At 42.0% G+C, this 18,940-nt stretch carries 19 protein-coding genes; 13 read left to right on the top strand and 6 right to left on the bottom strand.

The window, feature by feature from the left end:
* Positions 1-10 precede the first annotated feature (10 nt).
* The gene (locus D6856_RS02210; protein WP_092249885.1) at positions 11-379 is read left to right on the top strand and encodes an Hpt domain-containing protein; all 369 of its coding nucleotides are present in this window, start codon (positions 11-13) and stop codon (positions 377-379) included.
* Here D6856_RS02210 and D6856_RS02205 read toward each other — a convergent pair.
* Positions 360-857, bottom strand: a complete 498-nt coding sequence (locus tag D6856_RS02205; protein ID WP_120685543.1) for a DUF5721 family protein — start codon at positions 855-857, stop codon at positions 360-362. The two genes, D6856_RS02210 and D6856_RS02205, sit on opposite strands and share 20 nt — an antisense overlap.
* Positions 858-1,019: 162 nt before the next feature.
* Between D6856_RS02205 and D6856_RS02200 the strand changes: the two genes are divergently transcribed.
* Positions 1,020-2,045 (top strand): substrate-binding domain-containing protein, encoded by a 1,026-nt coding sequence (locus D6856_RS02200; protein ID WP_120685542.1) that lies wholly within the window; start codon positions 1,020-1,022, stop codon positions 2,043-2,045.
* A gap of 50 nt (positions 2,046-2,095) precedes the next feature.
* Here D6856_RS02200 and D6856_RS02195 read toward each other — a convergent pair whose 3' ends face one another.
* The 4 genes from D6856_RS02195 to D6856_RS02180 all read right to left on the bottom strand — a co-directional run bounded on the left by D6856_RS02195 (position 2,096) and on the right by D6856_RS02180 (position 5,287).
* A complete protein-coding gene (locus D6856_RS02195; RefSeq protein WP_092249877.1) occupies positions 2,096-2,932 on the bottom strand; it encodes a DegV family protein in 837 nt (278 codons plus the stop codon).
* A gap of 81 nt (positions 2,933-3,013) precedes the next feature.
* Positions 3,014-3,754, bottom strand: coding sequence for a LytR/AlgR family response regulator transcription factor (locus D6856_RS02190; RefSeq protein WP_120685541.1), 741 nt, complete (start codon positions 3,752-3,754; stop codon positions 3,014-3,016).
* Positions 3,755-3,766: 12 nt separating this feature from the next.
* Positions 3,767-4,060, bottom strand: coding sequence for a DUF1294 domain-containing protein (locus D6856_RS02185; RefSeq protein WP_092249870.1), 294 nt, complete (start codon positions 4,058-4,060; stop codon positions 3,767-3,769).
* Positions 4,061-4,063: 3 nt separating this feature from the next.
* Entirely contained in the window at positions 4,064-5,287 is a 1,224-nt protein-coding gene (locus D6856_RS02180) for an argininosuccinate synthase (RefSeq protein WP_092249867.1), read from the bottom strand.
* Positions 5,288-5,557: 270 nt separating this feature from the next.
* Between D6856_RS02180 and argC the strand changes: the two genes are divergently transcribed.
* The 11 genes from argC (at position 5,558) to D6856_RS02125 (ending at position 18,236) form a co-directional block, all read left to right on the top strand.
* On the top strand, positions 5,558-6,610 hold the full coding sequence (gene argC / locus D6856_RS02175; protein WP_120685540.1) for an N-acetyl-gamma-glutamyl-phosphate reductase: 1,053 nt from the start codon (positions 5,558-5,560) through the stop codon (positions 6,608-6,610).
* 23 nt (positions 6,611-6,633) lie between these two features.
* A complete protein-coding gene (locus D6856_RS02170; RefSeq protein WP_120685539.1) occupies positions 6,634-7,077 on the top strand; it encodes a GNAT family N-acetyltransferase in 444 nt (147 codons plus the stop codon).
* A gap of 45 nt (positions 7,078-7,122) precedes the next feature.
* Positions 7,123-8,346 (top strand): bifunctional glutamate N-acetyltransferase/amino-acid acetyltransferase ArgJ, encoded by a 1,224-nt coding sequence (gene argJ, locus D6856_RS02165; RefSeq protein ID WP_120685959.1) that lies wholly within the window; start codon positions 7,123-7,125, stop codon positions 8,344-8,346.
* 4 nt (positions 8,347-8,350) lie between these two features.
* Positions 8,351-9,247 (top strand): acetylglutamate kinase, encoded by an 897-nt coding sequence (gene argB / locus D6856_RS02160; protein ID WP_092249857.1) that lies wholly within the window; start codon positions 8,351-8,353, stop codon positions 9,245-9,247.
* 49 nt (positions 9,248-9,296) lie between these two features.
* The gene (locus D6856_RS02155; protein WP_330543897.1) at positions 9,297-10,496 is read left to right on the top strand and encodes an aspartate aminotransferase family protein; all 1,200 of its coding nucleotides are present in this window, start codon (positions 9,297-9,299) and stop codon (positions 10,494-10,496) included.
* Entirely contained in the window at positions 10,493-12,016 is a 1,524-nt protein-coding gene (locus D6856_RS02150) for a sugar ABC transporter substrate-binding protein (protein WP_120685538.1), read from the top strand. Before D6856_RS02155 ends, D6856_RS02150 begins: the two co-directional genes overlap by 4 nt.
* 92 nt (positions 12,017-12,108) lie before the next feature.
* Entirely contained in the window at positions 12,109-12,732 is a 624-nt protein-coding gene (locus D6856_RS02145) for a helix-hairpin-helix domain-containing protein (protein ID WP_092249851.1), read from the top strand.
* A gap of 28 nt (positions 12,733-12,760) precedes the next feature.
* Positions 12,761-13,444 (top strand): response regulator transcription factor, encoded by a 684-nt coding sequence (locus tag D6856_RS02140; RefSeq protein WP_092249848.1) that lies wholly within the window; start codon positions 12,761-12,763, stop codon positions 13,442-13,444.
* A 7-nt stretch (positions 13,445-13,451) separates the two neighbouring features.
* Positions 13,452-14,966 (top strand): sensor histidine kinase, encoded by a 1,515-nt coding sequence (locus D6856_RS02135; protein ID WP_120685537.1) that lies wholly within the window; start codon positions 13,452-13,454, stop codon positions 14,964-14,966.
* A gap of 13 nt (positions 14,967-14,979) precedes the next feature.
* On the top strand, positions 14,980-15,915 hold the full coding sequence (locus D6856_RS02130; protein ID WP_120685536.1) for a GerMN domain-containing protein: 936 nt from the start codon (positions 14,980-14,982) through the stop codon (positions 15,913-15,915).
* A 32-nt stretch (positions 15,916-15,947) separates the two neighbouring features.
* A complete protein-coding gene (locus D6856_RS02125; protein WP_120685535.1) occupies positions 15,948-18,236 on the top strand; it encodes a DNA internalization-related competence protein ComEC/Rec2 in 2,289 nt (762 codons plus the stop codon).
* 93 nt (positions 18,237-18,329) lie between these two features.
* Here D6856_RS02125 and D6856_RS02120 read toward each other — a convergent pair whose 3' ends face one another.
* Entirely contained in the window at positions 18,330-18,938 is a 609-nt protein-coding gene (locus tag D6856_RS02120; RefSeq protein WP_120685534.1) for a DUF4234 domain-containing protein, read from the bottom strand.
* Positions 18,939-18,940: the final 2 nt, after the last annotated feature.

Here is an 18,940-nt window from a genome sequence, read left to right as displayed (position 1 = left end):
GAGTAAACATATGGATGCCGGATTTAAATCTGAATTAATTGCATGGGGTGTTGATTGGGACGATGTTCTCGCAAGATTCATGGGAAATGAGGATCTTATTGCAAAATTCATGGTCAAATTTCTCTCTGACAAGAACATGGGAGAGCTTTCCAAATACTTGGAAGAAGGCAATGTCACAGAGGCATTTAAGGCTGTGCATGCTCTTAAGGGAGTGAGCGCAAACCTTGGACTTAAAGGCATGCTGGGCGCCGTATGCGAGCTTACTGAGATTCTGAGAGCCGGTTCCATGGAAGGCTATGAAGAACAATACAATCAGATCAAGCCCAAATATGATGAGCTTGTGACGATACTAAATAAGTTTAAAGATACTGCAATATAATATCATTTGATTCAAGAAAGCTTGGGAAGTAACTGTCCCAGGCTTTTTCTATGCTCTTATCCAAGGTAAATACGTTAAACGCAGTACCTGTCGTGATGACGAGCTCGCCGCCGACAAACCTTATGTTTATCGCAAGCTTAATATCGGATGCGGAAAGATCCGCACCGGCTTTTTCTATAATACTTGCCGTTTCTTTTTCATCGAGGTGAAAGACAAACTTAAATTTTAAGGGAGTTCTTTTACCCTTGATAAGATCAAGGCAGATTGGACGAAGATCGGCCCATCGTGAAAAATCTGAGACCTCGGATTGATCCGACATCTCATCATCATTATAGAATTCCTTATGAACGTGACCGTCGATATAGAAGCTGTTAAATGTATCTATCGCAATCTCCTCGACATAGTAGTTGTCAAAAAGCTCTGTTGTAAGGAGACTCTTCATAAAGGCTTTGTTGTTAGTTGTCTTAACGGATATCATATCTGTCGCCGTTTCCTATCTTTGTTTTTCTCTTGGATAATTATATGATAAAAAAAGTCGTTTGTGTTTATTTTTTAAGTGGTTAAATTTATCTGTTTTAATTCGTATAAATATACTTTATACTTACAAGAAAGCAATAAAGTTTGTTTGAGGGGTTTTAAAATGGCTAAACTGGTAAGATTAAAGGATATCGCGGACAGGATCGGAGTAAGTACGGTTACGGTTTCTAAGGCTCTTTCCGGTCAAAAGGGAATGAGCGAAGAACTTAGGAACAAGATCAATGTCCTTGCCGATGAGATGGGGTATGTTCCTTCGGTATCAAGAAAGATGGGAAATACCGTAAAGAGTTATACATTGGGTGTTCTTATTTCTGAGGCTTTTATGAGCGAATACAGCTCTTTTTACAACAGGATGCATCAGCAGGTTTCGCAGATCGCAATGGATAAGGGCTGTTTTACCATGCTGGAAGTTGTGTCCGCTGAAAATGAGAAAAATAAGGTTCTTCCCCGTATCATAAGTGATAACAAAGTCGACGGTGTTATAGTTATCGGGAGACTTAGCGAAGACTATCTTAATATGATAAAAGAAGAGAGCAATACTCCGATGATCTATCTTGATTTCTGCAACCACAGCGGAGATGAGGATGCGGTTGTTTCTGACAGCTACCATGGCGCGTATGTTCTTACCAATCATTTGTTTAATATGGGACATAGGTATATAGGCTTTGTCGGAACGATACTGGCTTCCGGAACGATCACCGACAGGTATCTTGGATATACCAAGTCACTTCTGGAGCACGGACATCCATTCGTTCGAGACTGGATCATTCCTGACAGGGATCTTAAAACGGGTGAGATGGATTATGATCGGTTCTTTGTTCTGCCTGAAGATATGCCTTCGGCGTTTGTCTGCACTTGCGATCTTACGGCGAGCATGATGATAAAAAGACTTCGTGAGAACGGTTACAAAGTTCCCGAGGATGTATCGGTCGTCGGATATGACAACTATCTTTTCCCCGGATTGTGTGACCTAAAACTAACTACTTTCGGTGTCGATAGTTACGAAATGGGCCGCAATGCAGTTATTAACTTGATTCGCAAAATAAGCGGAGAACGTTACAGACAGGGCGTAACCATTATAGAAGGTCACATGATAGAAGGAGAGAGCGTAAAGAGACTTGATCCGTAAATTACGATAATAAATAAGCCTCACAGATTTTGATATCTGTGAGGCATTTTTCAACAAGTTACTATGATTCCTCCGTCCGCGGCATATGTTGTTGAAACACCTGCGGTATCGACGATGATAGCGTCTTTGAAAGGAACTTTTTTCATTATGAGATCCCTTACAACCGCCGCACGCTCAAAACAGTTAACGTGAGAGATCATAAGCCTTTTCTCTTCGGGATTCTTGATCTCCGATGCCACAAGCTCCGTCATCTTAACAAGAGCCTTCCTGATACCGATTCCCTGAGCTTTCTGAACAATCTCACCTTTAAGACCGTAACATACGGGCTTGATACTGAGAGTAGAAGCAACGAGAGCCTTCATTCCCGTAAGGCGTCCGTTTTTACGAAGTGCATCAAGTGAATCGAGAACAAAATATGTGAGCATCTCATCTCTGTATGCTTCAATTTCCGGTATTATTTCTTCAAACTTAAGACCCTTATCGGCAAGCTCTGCTATCTTAAGAGCGATCAGAGCCTCTCCGCAGCTTGCAGAAAGAGAATCCGCTATGTAAATATTCTTTTCACCGTATTCTTCGTGATATATATTCTTGGCGAGCAGTGCGCTGTTATAGCTTCCACTCAGTTTGGATGTGAGCGTAACAACATAAACATCGTCTGCGTCCGTCTGATATGCTTTTACAAAAAGATCCGGAGAAGGGCATGCAGTCTTGGGGCAATCCTCGGATGCCGCAACCTTGGCAAGATAATCTTCCTGATCAAAGGTGTCATCATCCACGATAACGCTGTCACCAACCTGCAAAATAAGCGGTACAAACTCAAATCTGGGATCATTCTTGTATTCAGCAGGTAAATCACAACAGCTGTCTACTACAATCTTATAACTCATAGTGCCTCCACGTATAAACTTGCATACGTAGTATTTAATACTACATGAAGATGATACCACGGATGGACTTATCAGTAAAGCTTAATGAGAGGATGTATCAATAGCCTCTAAGATTGCTTTAGTCTCATTGATAGTCTTGCGGTATTCAAAAGAAATAATAAAAGAACATCCGTTATTCATTGTAACATGAAACGGACTCTTGTTTTTTACATAATTGACATTGACCAAACCTGAGTTGTTTACAGGGCATATCTGAGGGAATTTAACACACTGGCTGTAGAAATTATAGGCGGTTCCCAGCTGTTCGTGAATTCTTCCGTCGGTAAGCCAGATCCTGACATTTCTTCCGACCTCTTTTACGCAGATAATGTCATCTCCGCTAACATAAAGAGTTTCATCATTATCTCTGAGTTCAATTCTGGGTACGTCGGTTTTAATGCTGCTCTTGATAAAGTTGATAATATCGGTAAGATCGGCAACCTTGATGGGCTTATCAAGGTAGTGAATATTATCCGCAACAATGCCTGCTGCAGGAATGAGCGTCCTGTAATCGAGAGATGAGCAGCACATGATGATAGGGCTCGTGATGCCTTTTTCTACGAGCATACGGGCTATCTCAACACCGTTTTCGTTGCTGCTTGTCATGTCGATAAAAAGTCCGTGATACATCTCGGGTTTATACATAAAAGCTTCCGCGTTACCAAAAGAATCTATGTATAATCTGTCACCGAATTCTTTCATAAATCTGTCTGATTGTCTTCCGAGAAGTCTTTCGGTCTGTTTTCTGTCGGCAATATTGTCATCGCAAACTGCAATAAACATGGGGTACCTCTTTTAAATGAAACTGAACTTAATTGGTGAAAAGAAAAGAGCGAGAACCAGGGCAACCTGTATCACTATGATAAGTGGCATTCCGAATTTAAAATACCAGTGCTTGGTCTTGTGCTTAAATGCGAACATACCGATGGTTGAGCCCAGGCTTCCGCCTATCAGTGCAAATGCAAAAAGGGTCGCCTCGGGAATACGAAAGGCGCCTTTGCGCGCCTTTCTCTTATCGATTCCCATTAAGGCAAACCCTATAATATTCACTGCTGCAATATAAATTATAAGTAGAGTGAGTGAATTCATAAATTACTTATTCTTAGCTACTTCCTGCATCTTCATTGCACGAACCTTGGAAGAAAGTCCAAAGAGGTTTATGAATCCTTCAGCATCGTGGTGGTCATAAAGATCACCTGTTGTGAATGATGCGATACTCTCGTTGTAGAGAGAGTAAGGTGACTTAGTACCGGCCTTGATGATGTTACCCTTATAGAGCTTGAATGTAACTTCACCGGTTACATACTTCTGTGTTGATTCAATAAACGCCTGCTCGGCCTCGCGAAGAGGAGTAAACCATTTCCCTTCATATACTATATCGGCAAACTTATTGCCCATATCTTTCTTCATTGTATAGGTATCGCGATCTAAAATCAACTCTTCAAGCTGCTGATGTGCTTCGTAAAGGATAGTTCCGCCGGGTGTCTCATAAACGCCGCGAGACTTCATACCAACAACACGGTTCTCTACGATATCAACGATTCCGATTCCGTTCTCGCCGCCGAGCTTATTAAGTGTGCGGATGATATCGGAAACCTTCATCTCTTTTCCGTTAACTGACTTGGGAACGCCTGCCTCGAATGTCATTGTAACTGTTGTAGGTGTATCGGGTGCGTCCTCAGGTGTCTTGCCGAGTACCAAAAGGTGCTTGTAATTAGGCTCCTGAGCAGGATCTTCAAGCTCAAGACCTTCGTGAGATATATGCCAAAGGTTTCTGTCACGGCTGTAGCTGGAATCAGCTGAGAAAGGAAGATCGATTCCGTGCTGTCTGCAGTACTCGATTTCTGACTCACGTGAATCAAGTGTCCACTTGTCGTTTCTCCAAGCTGCGATGATCTTGATGTCGGGAGCAAGAGCCTTGATACCAAGCTCAAATCTGATCTGGTCGTTACCCTTACCTGTAGCGCCGTGGCAGATTGCTGTAGCGCCTTCTTTTCTGGCGATCTCAACGAGCTTCTTGGCGATAAGAGGACGTGCCATAGATGTTCCGAGGAGATACTTGTTCTCATATACGGCATGAGCCATTACACAGGGAACAACGTACTCGTCGCAGAACTCATCTACAACATCGAGGATATAGAGCTTGCTTGCTCCGCAGCTGACAGCTCTCTCCTCAAGTCCGTCGAGCTCCTCTTCCTGTCCGCAGTCGATACATACGCATACTACTTCGTAATCAAAATTTTCCTTGAGCCACGGAATGATAGCAGTAGTATCAAGTCCGCCTGAGTAAGCCAAAATAACTTTTTCCTTAGCCATGTTTTTATCCTTCTTTCATAATGTTATTCAATATTATTGGTGATATAATTAAGAAACGCAGGCGTTTGCCCTTTTTAGCGCGTTGTCTATCATAATATACTCCGCTCTATAAAAAAATGCAATACCAAAATGCATAAATATTTAAAATTTATAAAAAATATGCATAAATATAAATTTTCTGTTGCATATTTTTGTTCGCGGTCGTATACTGAAAAAAGTTTATACATATTAAATCCAGGAAAAGATGGACTTTAGAGAGGTTAATCGGAAATGATCAAAGTAGGAATCATCGGAGCTACGGGATATGCCGGAGCTGAAATAGTAAGACTTTTACAGGCTCATCCGGATGCACAGGTTGTGTGGTATGGATCAAGGAGCTATATAGATAAGAAGTACAGCGAGACATTCGGAAACTTTTATAAGCTTGTCGATTCTAAGTGCCTTGATGATAATATGGAAGAGCTTGCAAATGAGGTGGATGTGATATTCACCGCAACTCCTCAGGGACTTTGCGCATCACTTGTAAATGATGACATACTTAATAAGGTAAAGATAATCGATCTGTCAGCTGATTTCAGATTAAAAGATGTAAAGATATATGAGGAGTGGTACAAGATCGAGCACAAGTCTCCTCAGTATATAGAAGAGGCTGTTTACGGACTTTGCGAGATCAACAGAGATAAGATCAAGAACGCAAGACTTATCGCCAATCCCGGATGCTATACAACATGTTCCATTTTGACGGCATATCCTCTTGTAAAAGAGGGCCTTATTGATCCGGACACACTTATCGTTGATGCACTGAGCGGTGTTTCGGGAGCCGGAAGAGGCGGAAAGGTGGCTAATCTTTACTGCGAAGTAAATGAGAGCGCCAAGCCTTACGGAGTGGCCGTTCACAGACACACTCCGGAGATCGAGGAACAGCTCGGATATGCGGCAGGTAAGAAGCTGACGATCAACTTCACACCTCACCTTGTTCCCATGAACAGAGGTATACTCGCAACAGAGTATGCGACTTTGGTAAAAAAAGACGGCGCACTTCCGACAGCTTCAGATATTCGCGCTGCTTATGAAAAGTATTACGGAAAAGAGAAATTCATAAGAATCTTGGAACACGGCGTATATCCCGAGACAAGATGGGTTGAAGGAAGTAATTTCACAGATATAGGATTTAAGATTGACGAGCGCACAGGCAGGATCATTATGATGGGTGCACTCGATAACCTTGTAAAAGGTGCAGCGGGTCAGGCTGTTCAGAATATGAACATAATGTTTGGCTTTGATGAAGCCAAGGGACTTGATCTTGTTCCCAGCTTCCCGTAATGCATAAGCTTTAGGAGAAAAAGATGGTTCGTACTATGACTATGGAAGATTATGATGATGTCTATGCACTTTGGATGTCCATTCACGGTTTCGGAATGAGATCTATGGACGATTCCAGAGAAGGAATAGAGAGATTCATAAAAAGAAATCCGAATACGAGTGCAGTTGCAGTGGAAGACGGCAAGATAGTCGGAGCGATCCTCTGCGGTCACGATGGCAGAAGAGCTTGTCTTTATCATGTATGCGTAAGCGAAAAATACAGAATGCACGGAATCGGTAAGCAGATGGTGCATTTTTGCTGTGAGCAGCTTGAGAAAGAAAAGATCAACAAAGTCTGCTTAAATGCATTCGTAACAAATGTTATTGGTAATAAATTCTGGCAGAAGATGGGGTGGACACTCAGATCTGACATGAATTATTATGACTTTACGTTAAATGAAGAGAACCTCACGGTTTTCAACAAGTGATATCTTTGTAATTTATATATTCTATAAAAGAGGATGGCATCAGATATGAAGGATATTGTAGGTGGTGTAACCGCTGCGAAAGGTTTCAAGGCAGCAAGCTGCGAAGCTAATATCAAGTACAAAGACAGAACCGACATGGCTTTTGTTTATTCGGAAATTCCTTGCGTATGCGCGGGAACTTTTACAACTAATGTGGTAAAGGCTGCTTGTGTTCAGTGGGATCAGCAGATAGTTGAATCGGGCGATCCGATGCAGGCTGTTGTTATAAATTCCGGAATAGCCAATGCTTGCACCGGAAAGGAAGGCTTTGATGCTTGTATAGCAACGGCTAAAGCTGTTGAGAAAACTCTCGGGGTCGATTATAAATCAGTAGCGGTAGCATCGACCGGTGTTATCGGAATGCAGCTTCCTGTTGATAAGCTTGTTATGGGTGTCGAGAAGATGAGTAAGACGCTCGACGGAAGCATTGAAGCCGGAACGGCGGCGTCCAAGGCTATCATGACAACAGATACCGTCAATAAGGAGATCGCAGTATCTTTTGAGATTGACGGAAAGACGGTTACTCTTGGCGGAATGAGCAAGGGATCCGGCATGATCCATCCCAATATGTGTACCATGCTCGCATTCCTTACAACAGACATTTCGATCGATAAGAGTCTTTTGCAGGAGGCGGTAAGCGATGTTGTTGCAGAGACTTTTAATATGATCACAGTTGACGGCGATACATCAACCAATGATACGCTCCTTTGCATGGCAAACGGAGAGGCCGGAAACATAACAATAAGATCCAAGGGTGATGAGTATGTGATCTTTAAGAAAGCTCTTTTACATGTGTGCAGATTCCTGGCTAAGAAGATGGCTGCGGACGGAGAGGGAGCAAGCAAACTCTTCGAAGCAAAGGTTGTAAATGCCAAGACACTGGAAGATGCAAGAACACTTTCCAGAGCCATCGTCGGTTCTAATCTTTCAAAGGCAGCGATATTCGGATGCGATGCGAACTTCGGAAGATTCTTGTGCGCTATGGGCTATTCGGGAGCAGAATTTGATCAGAACGATGTTGAGCTCTATTTCCAGAGTCCCAACGGAAGAATAGAGGTATTCCACAAAGGTGTACCGCTTGATTTTGATGAGAACGTTGCACTCAAGATAATGAAAGCAGATGAGGTTACCGTTTATGTTGATATGAACGAGGGAACCGAGGAAGCTACGGCTTGGGGATGCGATCTTACTTATGACTATGTCAAAATAAATGCAGATTACAGGAGCTGATAAAATGGATAAGGATATGCAGGAAGTATTAAAAAAGGCGGAGGTGCTTGTTGAGGCGCTTCCCTATATTCAGAAATTCAACAGGAAGATCATCGTTGTTAAGTACGGCGGAAGTGCCATGAGTAACGAAGAACTCCAGAAAAATGTAATAACAGATGTTACATTACTTAAACTTGTTGGATTTAAGCCCATCATTGTACATGGCGGCGGAAAAGCAATAAGTTCATGGGTTTCCAAGGTCGGAAAAGAAGCCGAGTTCGTTAACGGTCTTAGGGTTACTGACAGTGAGACAATGGAGATCGCCGAGATGGTACTCGGACGTGTGAACAAGCAGCTTGTGACTATGGTTCAGGAGCTTGGCGTTAAGGCAATAGGTATCAGCGGCAAGGATTCAGGTCTTTTGCATGTTAATAAAAAGCTTTCCGGCGGACAGGACATCGGATTTGTCGGAGATATCGATAAAGTTGATCCCAAGATTCTTTTTGATCTTCTTGATAATGACTATCTTCCTATCGTAGCGCCCATCGGACTTGACGATAATTTTGATACATATAATATCAATGCGGATGATGCCGCTTGCGCTATAGCTAAGGCTGTAGGAGCCAACAAGCTTGCTTTCCTTACGGATATTGAGGGAGTTTACAAGGATATCAAAGATCCTTCATCCTTTATCTCAAGACTTACATGCTCTGAGGCAGATGCTCTTATCGCTTCAGGAAATATCGGAGGCGGGATGCTTCCCAAGCTCAACAATTGCACTGATGCCATCAGAAAGGGCGTTAACAACGTGCATATTCTTGATGGAAGAATTCCTCATTGCCTTCTTCTTGAGATCTTTACCAAGAAGGGTGTCGGAACCATGTTTATGTCGGATGACGACGTTCTGGCAAGAGCGGAGTAAGCCGGGTGCGGCTGTTTAGTGCATTATTTGCGAGGAGACTTTAATAATTATGAGTGAGACTATGAAAAAATATATAGAAGAGGCTGAAAGCGATCTTCTTCATACATATAACCGTTATCAGATCGTTTTGGACAAAGGAGACGGAGTTCACCTCTACGATATCGACGGAAAAGAGTATCTTGATTTCGTATCCGGAATCGCAGTATTTGCTCTCGGATATAACAACAAGGCATACAACGATGCATTGAAGGCTCAGATAGACAAGCTTCTTCATACATCAAATTACTACTACAACGTTCCGGCAATAGAAGCTGCCAAGAAGATCAAAGAAGTGTCCGGAATGGACAGAGTCTTTTTCACAAACAGCGGAGCTGAGGCTGTTGAAGGCGCTCTCAAAGCTGCCAGGAAATATGCATATCTCAAGGATGGCAAGACCGATCATGAGATCATCGCAATGAACCATTCATTCCACGGAAGAACCTTCGGAGCTCTTTCCGTAACGGGAAATCCTCATTACAGAGAGGCTTTCCGGCCGATGATCGGTAATATAAAGTTTGCAGATCTCAATGATTTTGACAGCGTACTAGCACAGGTTAATGACAAGACATGTGCGATCATAATGGAGACTGTTCAGGGAGAGGGTGGAATATTCCCTGCTACCGAAGAGTTCCTTACCAAGGTAAGAGCTCTTTGCGATGAAAAAGACATTCTCCTCATCCTTGATGAGATTCAGTGCGGAATGGGAAGAACGGGCTATATGTTTGCTTGGCAGAAGTACGGAATAAAGCCCGATATCATGACTACAGCCAAGGCACTTGGATGCGGAGTTCCCGTAGGAGCATTCTTATTAAACAAAAAAGTCGGAGAGAATTCTCTTGTTGCGGGTGACCACGGAACAACATACGGCGGAAACCCCTTTGCATGCGCGGCTATTAACAAAGTCCTTGATTTATTCAAGGAGGACAATATAATAGAGAATGTGAATAAGGTGGCACCGTATCTTGAAAAGTGTCTTGATGAACTCAAGGATAAATATGATTTCATCACAGACAGAAGAGGTGCGGGATTCATGCAGGGACTTGTGCTTAACAGGCCTGTAGCGGACGTGATAAACAAGGCACTTGACAAGGGACTTATCCTTATCAATGCCGGTGCCGAGATTATCAGATTTGTGCCGCCGCTTATAATTACCAAGGAAGATGTAGATGATATGATCGAGATTCTCGATTCATGTTTAGGGGATTTATGAAGCTTAGAACCAGAATTTTTTCTATAATACTTATAATATGCACAGTTTTGGGAGCGGTTTTATACGCTCGTTCGGGTCAGAGCATTTTCGAGGAACACTCTCTTTTTAACGGCGGAAGAACAACCGTAAGAGTTTGGTATACCGACGATGCTCTTACTCCTTATCTTCAGAGCAAGGCTGTAGCTTATTCGGAGACCATGAGCAAGGTTAGAATCGAGCCCACTCTGGTTTCCGGAATTGAGTATCTTGAGGCGGTAAACAAGGCCTCTCTTAATAACAGCAAATATCCGGATCTTTTTATAATAACAAATGATTCGCTTGAAAAGGCGTATTTGGCGGGGCTTGCGCTTGAGATAGACAACTCCGGCAATTTTCTTAATGAAGAATCATTTCCTAAGGCTGCTGTAGACAGCGTTACTTATAACGGAAGATGCATCGGCTATCCTTTCTATTTTGAGACCAGCTCACTTGTCTATAACAAAACTTATCTTGAGGACATGGCCAAGGAGCAGCTTGAGATACAAAAAGAGATGGAGTCATTACCCGATCAGTCACCCGATGCGGCGCAGGTTGCTGAAGAAGCTGAAGAGGCAGAAGCTTCCGAGAACGATGTTAATCCCAAAGAGGGTGAGGAAGAGCAAACAGATTACGGCATCAGTGAAGAGGCGGTTGAGGAGACAGTTTCTGATTCTATCCCCAATACCATCTCCGGAATTCTTTCATTTGCTCAGAATTATAATGCTCCGGATCAGGTAGAAGCGGTATTTAAGTGGGACGTAACCGATATTTTCTACAATTATTTCTTTGTAGGAAATTATATGAATGTCGGCGGAGACGCGGGCGATGATGTATCTAAGATAGATATTTACAATACGGATACCATTAGCTGCATGAAGATTTATCAGCAGCTTAATCAGTTCTTTGCTATCGATTCTAAGTCTGTGGATTATGACAGTGTGGTTCAGGACTTTATTGACGGAAAGATTGTATTCACCGTAGCTACAACAGATATCCTTCGCAGGATTGAAGAGGCCAAGGCCAAGGGTGAGTGCGAATTTGATTTCGGCGTTGCCGATATGCCGGGGCTTACAGAAGATTTTAAGACAAGAACAATGTCTGTTACGGAATGTATTGTTGTTAACGGATATTCGGAACATCCATACGAAGCCAATGCTTTTGCTAAATATCTTTGTAAGGACAATTCCGGTGATATCTACAAGATGAGTGGTAAGCTCGCTGCTCATTACAATGTTAATTACGGCGATTCCAATCTTGATACGTTTGTTGATGTTTATGCGGACTCAGTTCCAATGCCCAAGACTATTGAGACAAGTAATCTTTGGATGGAGCTTGAGATTGCATTTACCGAGATATGGAACGGAGCGGACTGTAACAGCACTTTGAAGCAGGTCTCAGAGAGTATAATGAAGCAAGTCACGGGTAAAGAGTATACCGAAGATACCATCCCGGATCCCAATGATGATGTCATTACTGCTGGGCTGAAAGAAGAAGCGGACTAATGTTACGAACTATTAATTAGACTTGCACATTTTACAAAATTAGACTAGAATAAAAAAAGCATGGTGGGGTCCTCATAATACATGGAGGATACATGCATAAATATTTAATACCGATATTATTACTTATCACACTCACCGGTTGTACAGCGGTGCAGAGCGGATCGGAGCTTGTTATCAGTAAGGATGCCGAAGAAGCGAGCGTATTTAAGTCTGTGGATTCGAGTGACGGCGGAAGTGATATCGTATCGGATGAGACAGTTTCTTTGGAACCGGAAGAGATAGTCGTTTATGTCTGTGGGGCAGTAATCAATCCCGGGGTATACGAACTGTCATCAAACAGCAGAGCAGGTGATGCAGTTACCTGCGCGGGAGGCTTTTCGGAGGACGCTGATATAAATTATGTTAATCTGGCAGCTCCGATTTCTGACGGTAGTAAGCTATTTATTCCCACTGTTGAAGAAGTCAAAGAAAACTGCGGTTATGCCGGGGAAGCTTCTTTTGGAGACAGTGTACAAGGGAATGGTCTTATTAACATCAATACCGCTTCTGTCGAAGAGCTTAAGACACTTCCGGGTGTGGGAGATGTCACTGCCAATAAGATAGTCGAGTATAGGCAGAAGAACGGCAATTTCAAAAGTATTGAGGATATCATGAAGGTATCCGGAATTAAAGATAAACTTTTTTCCAAGATCAAGGAAAAAATAACTACATCATAACAAAAAAATTATAGGGAACGGTGGAGTAATGGGAAAAGTAGCACTAGTAGTTGACGATGAAAGAAGTATTGTAAAGGGAATCAAGTACAGCCTTGAGCAGGACGACATCATGGTTGAATGCGCGTACAACGGCGAAGATGCTGTGACAATGGCATCCAAGAGAAGCTATGACGTTATCATTCTTGATGTTATGCTTCCTGCAATGTCAGGATTTGAAGTATGTCAAAAGATCAGAGAGTTTTCTGATGTGCCGATCATAATCCTTACAGCTAAGGGCGAAGATATGGATAAGATTCTCGGCCTTGATTACGGCGCTGATGATTATCTTACCAAGCCTTTCAATGTTCTTGAGCTTAAAGCAAGAATTAAGGCTATTATGAGACGTTTCGCCAAGAACAATCCCGATGAAGACAGCATGGTATTCGGTAATCTCAAGATTAACCAGGAATACAGACGTGTATATATTAAGGACAAGGAGATCAATATCACAGGACGTGAGTATGAAGTTCTCGAGTTCCTTGCTTCTCATCCCGGAAGAATCTATTCAAGAGATATGCTTCTTGATGCTATTTGGGGAGAGAAGTTTGTTGGTGATGCCAGAACAGTAGACGTTCATATCAGAAGATTGCGTGAGAAGATTGAAGAGAACGCAAGCGATCCTCAGTATGTAAAGACTAAGTGGGGCAGCGGTTATTATTTCCAGATGAACTGATTTTGATATGAAACAAGATACATATATATCCGATAGCAAATCCAAGCTATCTAAATTTAATGAACTTTTTAGTAGTCTAAAAGCACATTTCTTTTTAGCTATATTTTTGACAGGACTTGCATGTTGTCTTACCATGCATGTCCTGATCTTTAATGACTATGAAGAACGTGCTGTCGCTGTCAGAATATCTGAGATGCAAACGCAGCTCAGACTTCTGTCAAATCGCCTTATAAAATACAATTATTTGCAGGATACGGATGATCCTGTCATCAATGCCGAGATTGATTATTTGTCTAATTTTAATAACGGACGAGTTATCATTATTAATGATGATCTCAACGTTATTAAGGATACTTATGAGATCAGTAACGGCAAATTTATTGTGTCTGAAGAAACGGTAAATTGTCTAAAAACCGGTACGCGCGGAACTTTTTCAAAATTCGACAAGAAATACGGAGCTATAGAGCTGGTGGTCCCTATCGTTGAAACCAAGAATGCGGAAGGGGAAGACGTTACGTATGAGGATGATACCGAAGTGGTGCGAGGTGCTATCCTTTTATGTATCTCCATGGATCCGATCAGACGTTCTTTGACCAAATTGAGTAGGAGAATAGCGGTTTATGAAGGTGTTATCATCTTTACGATTATCTGCATAGCTTATATGCTTGCTCAGAAGTTGATGAAACCATTCGATAAAATTACAACTGATATCAATGAAGTTAAGGCTGGTTACACGGAAGATTCTATTGAGGTTCCGACACTTACCGAAGCCAGACATATAGCTATTGCGTTTAATTCACTTTTGCGACGAATGAAAGTTTTGGATGATTCAAGACAGGAATTCGTGTCAAATGTGTCGCATGAGCTCAGAACGCCAATCACATCTATGAAGGTTCTTGCGGACTCTCTTTTATCTATGGGTGAAGATGCACCGATTGAGATGTACAGAGACTTCATGGAAGATATCGGAAAAGAAGTTGACCGAGAAAATCAGATTATCGGAGATCTCCTTACTCTTGTTAAGATGGATAAGAAATCTCCCGAGCTTGATATTAAGTCTGTCAAGATTGAAAATCTTATTGAGGGCGTACTTAAGAGAATTAAGCCTATTGCAATGCAGAGAGATATTGAGCTTATCTTTGAAAGCAGACGTACAGTTACGGCTGAGGTAGATGAGGTCAAGATATCGCAGGTAATCACCAATCTTGTTGAGAACGGTGTTAAGTACAATAAAGATGGCGGAAGCGTCAAGGTTATTCTTGATGCGGATCATCAGTTCTTTACCGTTAAGGTAATGGATACCGGAGTCGGAATTCCGGAAGATTCGCTTGAGCATGTCTTTGAGAGATTTTACCGTGTTGATAAATCAAGATCCAGAGAGATCGGTGGCACGGGTCTTGGACTTGCTATTGCAAGAAGCGCTGTTCTTATGCATAGAGGAACAATTGAAGTTGACAGTAAGCTTGGAGAGGGAACTACGTTTACAGTTAAGATTCCTTTGATCATAGCTACCGAAAAATAATTGGGTGCAGTTTATGTTATTTAAAAAGAGAGGATTGTACAACAAAATAGCCGTTATTTGCGGTATTATTCTTACCGCTTCTTTTGTGGTATCTTGCGCAGGACAAGAAGTAGCTGATGAAAACGTGAAGATCTATTACATAGGACCTAAGGGCAATGGTCTTGAGTCATGGGGCAGTGAAGTTAAGGTCAATACTATAGAAAATGAAAAAGCGGTTGAAGAGCTGCTTGGCGAATTGTCTAAAGATATCGTTACTTCCAAGTCACAGGCGGCAATTACGGATCCCATTTCAATCAAAAGCTTTAAGATTGAGGGAGATGTTGTAAAGCTTGATTTTTTTAAGGGTTATGAACAGCTCGGAAGAATTGAAGAGGTGCTTCACAGAGCGGCGATAGTTAAAACGCTTACACAGCTCAAGAAGGTCAATTACGTATCTTTTGCCGTGGAAGGGCAGCCTATTACCGATCATCTCGGAAATCAAGTCGGAGAAATGAAATCCGAGGATTTCATCTTCAATATCGGAAGTGAGCTTAATGAATATGAGCAATATGAGATAAAGCTTTATTTTGCAAATGAGTCAAAAGATAAGCTGGTTCCGGTATATAGATCCGTTGTTTACAACAGTAGTGCTTCGGTTGAAAAAATGGCCGTTGAGCAGATTATCGCAGGACCTAAAAACGATCAGATCTGTCCGACTATTGCACCTGAAACCAAGGTTAGTAATCTTAGTGTAAAAGATGGCGTTTGCCACATTGATTTTTCGAAAGACTTTTTATCGGAGCCTTTCGAGATAGATCCGGAGCTTGCGATCTATTCGATTGTAAATACGGTCACGGAGTTTCCGAATGTTGAGAAGGTTGAGCTTAAGGTTGAAGGATCTGATGAATTTATGTTCAGAGACTTCCAGATCTCTGGCTTGTATGAAAGAAATCCTTCTCTTATAAACTGATCTTAAGGAGTATTATTTTTTATATTTGATTTATGAAAAGGCCGTTTGTTGTTATAGCATCATTGATCACGGCGATTGTCTTTATTTATCTGAACATTTCTTTTGATAATATTGTCTGTATGCCTGCAAAAGAGCTTGACGGCTCTTTTGCGGAACTTATCGGAGTGGTTTCCAAAAAAGAATTAAAAACCATATATTCGGGCGATATCGTAAGTGTGATATATCTTGTGCCCAAAGATAAATTCCAAAGAAAAACAAAGTATATAGAGTGTTATCTTGATCCAAGCGAAGAAAAGATCCCTAATATCGGGGAAGAGGTTCTTGTCAAAGGTAAAGTATACACGTTTAAAGCACCGCGTAATCCCGGTGAATTTGACAGTCGTCTGTATTATTCAACATTAAAAATTTCATATAGGATAAAAAATGCCGAGATAATTGTAAGAAACGGCAATAAGGATATCGTAAGAGAGAGCTTAAGCTACATCAGATATAGGCTTGAGGAAGCGCTTGATAGCAGTCTTTCCTCTGAAGACAGTGCGGTGATGAAAGCGATGCTGTTGGGAGACAGAGCGTTTATGGATGATGAGATAAAAGAGCTTTATAAAAACAGCGGAATCGTCCATATTCTGGCTGTCAGCGGGCTTCATATAATGGTCATCGGAATGGGAATCTATAAGCTGCTTAAGCGTTTTAAGATTTCGCCTTGGATCAATGCGGCTATCCCGCTGTTATTTATGTATCTCTACGGCGAGATGTGCGGGATATCTTCATCATCGTTCAGGGCAATCTGCATGTTCTGTCTAAGGCTTATTGCGCCTCTTGTCGGAAGGACATACGATCTTTTATCCGCGCTTGCACTTGCGGAGATTCTTTTGATCATTGATCAGCCGTTATATCTTTATAACAGCGGATTTCTGTTTTCGTTCGGTGCAGTACTTGGTATAACCGTCGTTAAACCAAGGCTTGAGAAGAGTCTTTTTCATAATTCCAAGGTAAAAGAGAATATTATAGCGCAGGGATTGCTGGCGGGGATTTCAGTTATGTTGGTGACGCTTCCTGTTTATCTGGAGTTTTACTACACATATCCTATATATTCGCTTATCACGAATATCATTGTTATTCCCTTGATGGGAGTTTTGTTGGTGTGCGGAGTGCTGTGCCTGCCGGTTGGTTATATTATCGGCAGTGTGCCGGTAATGACGGGAGCGCCGGTTAACGGCTTGAATATTCCGGGCATTGCCGTTCATGGCATTTTGACGCTATATAAGATCCTTTGCGGGATACAGAATAATATGCCCGGGAATATGCTGTATCCGGGACATAAGGAGTGGTACAGAGTTGTTATATACTATGTGCTGCTAAGTGTGTGGCTGCATATGCAGAATAGAAATGAAAATAAGAGAACCTTCAGCCTAATGATTCCGGCTCTGGCATTAACAATCTTGTGCATTACCATTCCGCACGGCCTAAAGATTACCGCGATCGATGTCGGCCAGGGCGATGGAATTGTGATCGAGGCGGGGCGCAGAAACATTCTTATTGACGGTGGGAGCAGCAGTAACAATAAAGTTGGGAAGTATTCGGTTATTCCGTTCTTGCGATATGAAGGAATAGGGCAGCTTGATGCGATAGTCGTAAGCCATGAGGATGAAGATCATATCTCGGGAATATTGGAAATCATGGACGGAATGAAGAAGGGTGGAATTAAAGTTAGGATGCTTATCTTACCTGACGTTTCGGAAAGCTCAAGAGGCGATAACTATCATAGCCTTGAAACAATGGCAAAAGAGCTGGATATACCGATTGAATATATGAGTAAGGGAGAAGGTTTTGAGTTACCCGTAAAAGACGGCATTTCAACACGGATGCTGGAATTGACATGCCTCAATCCAACTGAAAAAATGAGCACCGAAGGAGCCAATGCATACTCCACGGTTTTGCATATGCGTTATGGCATGTTTACAGCTCTTTTTACAGGGGATGTTGAAAAAGAGGGAGAAGATCAGCTTGTGGATGCAATAAGGGCAAATACGGAAAAATATGGAGATATAACACTACTTAAAGTTGCCCACCACGGATCGCAATATACAACCTGCGAAGAATTTCTTGAACTGACTCATCCTAAGCTTGCCGTAATAAGCTGCGGAGAGAACAATTCCTACGGTCATCCTCATGGGGAGCTGCTTGAAAGGCTAAAAGAGCATGATGCTCGAATATATCGGACCGATAAACTGGGAGCGATAAGCTTCGCTGTTTCTTTTGAAGGCGAAGTAAGAGTAAGCAGCATGCTTAAGCCACAGACAATAGATAATCCGGAGTAAAGATTACGATAATAAAAAACAGGTATAGCGTTAAATGCTAAACCTGTTTTTGAAATGATCAATTAAGTCGAATCGAAATGTCTTTTATCAAAATTAGAATGAATAACCGTTGGATCTGTTATAGCCTTCGCAGATAGCGTTGGTGTTCTTGATAATGAAGTAAAGACCAACATACACACCTACACCGCAAAGAAGTGCTCCGATAACCATCCAAAGAAGAATTGTTGTTCCGTTCTCTTCAAAAGTCATACCGTATCTGGGAGCGTTGTTATAAAGTCTGTTTCCTACCTTGTAGTACCAGTAGAAGCAATAGATACCGCATGTTATCATGCCAAGAAGAATAAATGCTACAAGACCGGGAGTCTCTTCTCCGTCGCCATCGCAGGCAATGTTTATATCTCTTGCAAGTGTATAGATGAAATAGTATGTGTAGATACCGCAAGTTATAAGTGAAAGCAAGATGAGTATAAGCAGGTTTCTGTCAGTTTTGAGAGGTGCAGATCCTGTGTAAGCGTTGTTGCTTCCTGTAAAAGTATCCTTTACATCGTTGATTGCGCTTGTGAATCCCTGCTCTGCAGAATTGAAAACATTATTGGCTGCATTTTCAATCTGCTTGAATGAATCAGGTGCTACTTCCTTTCCGCAATTGGGGCAAATTTTGGTGCCGTCCGGAACTTCGTGACCACAATTAGAACAAAACATAA

The sequence above is a fragment of the Butyrivibrio sp. XB500-5 genome (genome assembly GCF_003625505.1).
Lineage (GTDB): Bacteria > Bacillota > Clostridia > Lachnospirales > Lachnospiraceae > Butyrivibrio.
The sequence above is the reverse complement of the archived record's forward strand: the minus strand, read 5'-3'. Positions and strand labels throughout refer to the sequence as shown.

Coding starts and splice junctions, on each gene's coding strand:
- D6856_RS02210 (WP_092249885.1), top strand. CDS start 11: ATGGATGCCGGATTTAAATCTGAATTAATTGCATGGGGTGTTGATTGG.
- D6856_RS02205 (WP_120685543.1), bottom strand. CDS start 857: ATGATATCCGTTAAGACAACTAACAACAAAGCCTTTATGAAGAGTCTC.
- D6856_RS02200 (WP_120685542.1), top strand. CDS start 1,020: ATGGCTAAACTGGTAAGATTAAAGGATATCGCGGACAGGATCGGAGTA.
- D6856_RS02195 (WP_092249877.1), bottom strand. CDS start 2,932: ATGAGTTATAAGATTGTAGTAGACAGCTGTTGTGATTTACCTGCTGAA.
- D6856_RS02190 (WP_120685541.1), bottom strand. CDS start 3,754: ATGTTTATTGCAGTTTGCGATGACAATATTGCCGACAGAAAACAGACC.
- D6856_RS02185 (WP_092249870.1), bottom strand. CDS start 4,060: ATGAATTCACTCACTCTACTTATAATTTATATTGCAGCAGTGAATATT.
- D6856_RS02180 (WP_092249867.1), bottom strand. CDS start 5,287: ATGGCTAAGGAAAAAGTTATTTTGGCTTACTCAGGCGGACTTGATACT.
- argC (WP_120685540.1), top strand. CDS start 5,558: ATGATCAAAGTAGGAATCATCGGAGCTACGGGATATGCCGGAGCTGAA.
- D6856_RS02170 (WP_120685539.1), top strand. CDS start 6,634: ATGGTTCGTACTATGACTATGGAAGATTATGATGATGTCTATGCACTT.
- argJ (WP_120685959.1), top strand. CDS start 7,123: ATGAAGGATATTGTAGGTGGTGTAACCGCTGCGAAAGGTTTCAAGGCA.
- argB (WP_092249857.1), top strand. CDS start 8,351: ATGGATAAGGATATGCAGGAAGTATTAAAAAAGGCGGAGGTGCTTGTT.
- D6856_RS02155 (WP_330543897.1), top strand. CDS start 9,297: ATGAGTGAGACTATGAAAAAATATATAGAAGAGGCTGAAAGCGATCTT.
- D6856_RS02150 (WP_120685538.1), top strand. CDS start 10,493: ATGAAGCTTAGAACCAGAATTTTTTCTATAATACTTATAATATGCACA.
- D6856_RS02145 (WP_092249851.1), top strand. CDS start 12,109: ATGCATAAATATTTAATACCGATATTATTACTTATCACACTCACCGGT.
- D6856_RS02140 (WP_092249848.1), top strand. CDS start 12,761: ATGGGAAAAGTAGCACTAGTAGTTGACGATGAAAGAAGTATTGTAAAG.
- D6856_RS02135 (WP_120685537.1), top strand. CDS start 13,452: ATGAAACAAGATACATATATATCCGATAGCAAATCCAAGCTATCTAAA.
- D6856_RS02130 (WP_120685536.1), top strand. CDS start 14,980: ATGTTATTTAAAAAGAGAGGATTGTACAACAAAATAGCCGTTATTTGC.
- D6856_RS02125 (WP_120685535.1), top strand. CDS start 15,948: ATGAAAAGGCCGTTTGTTGTTATAGCATCATTGATCACGGCGATTGTC.
- D6856_RS02120 (WP_120685534.1), bottom strand. CDS start 18,938: ATGTTTTGTTCTAATTGTGGTCACGAAGTTCCGGACGGCACCAAAATT.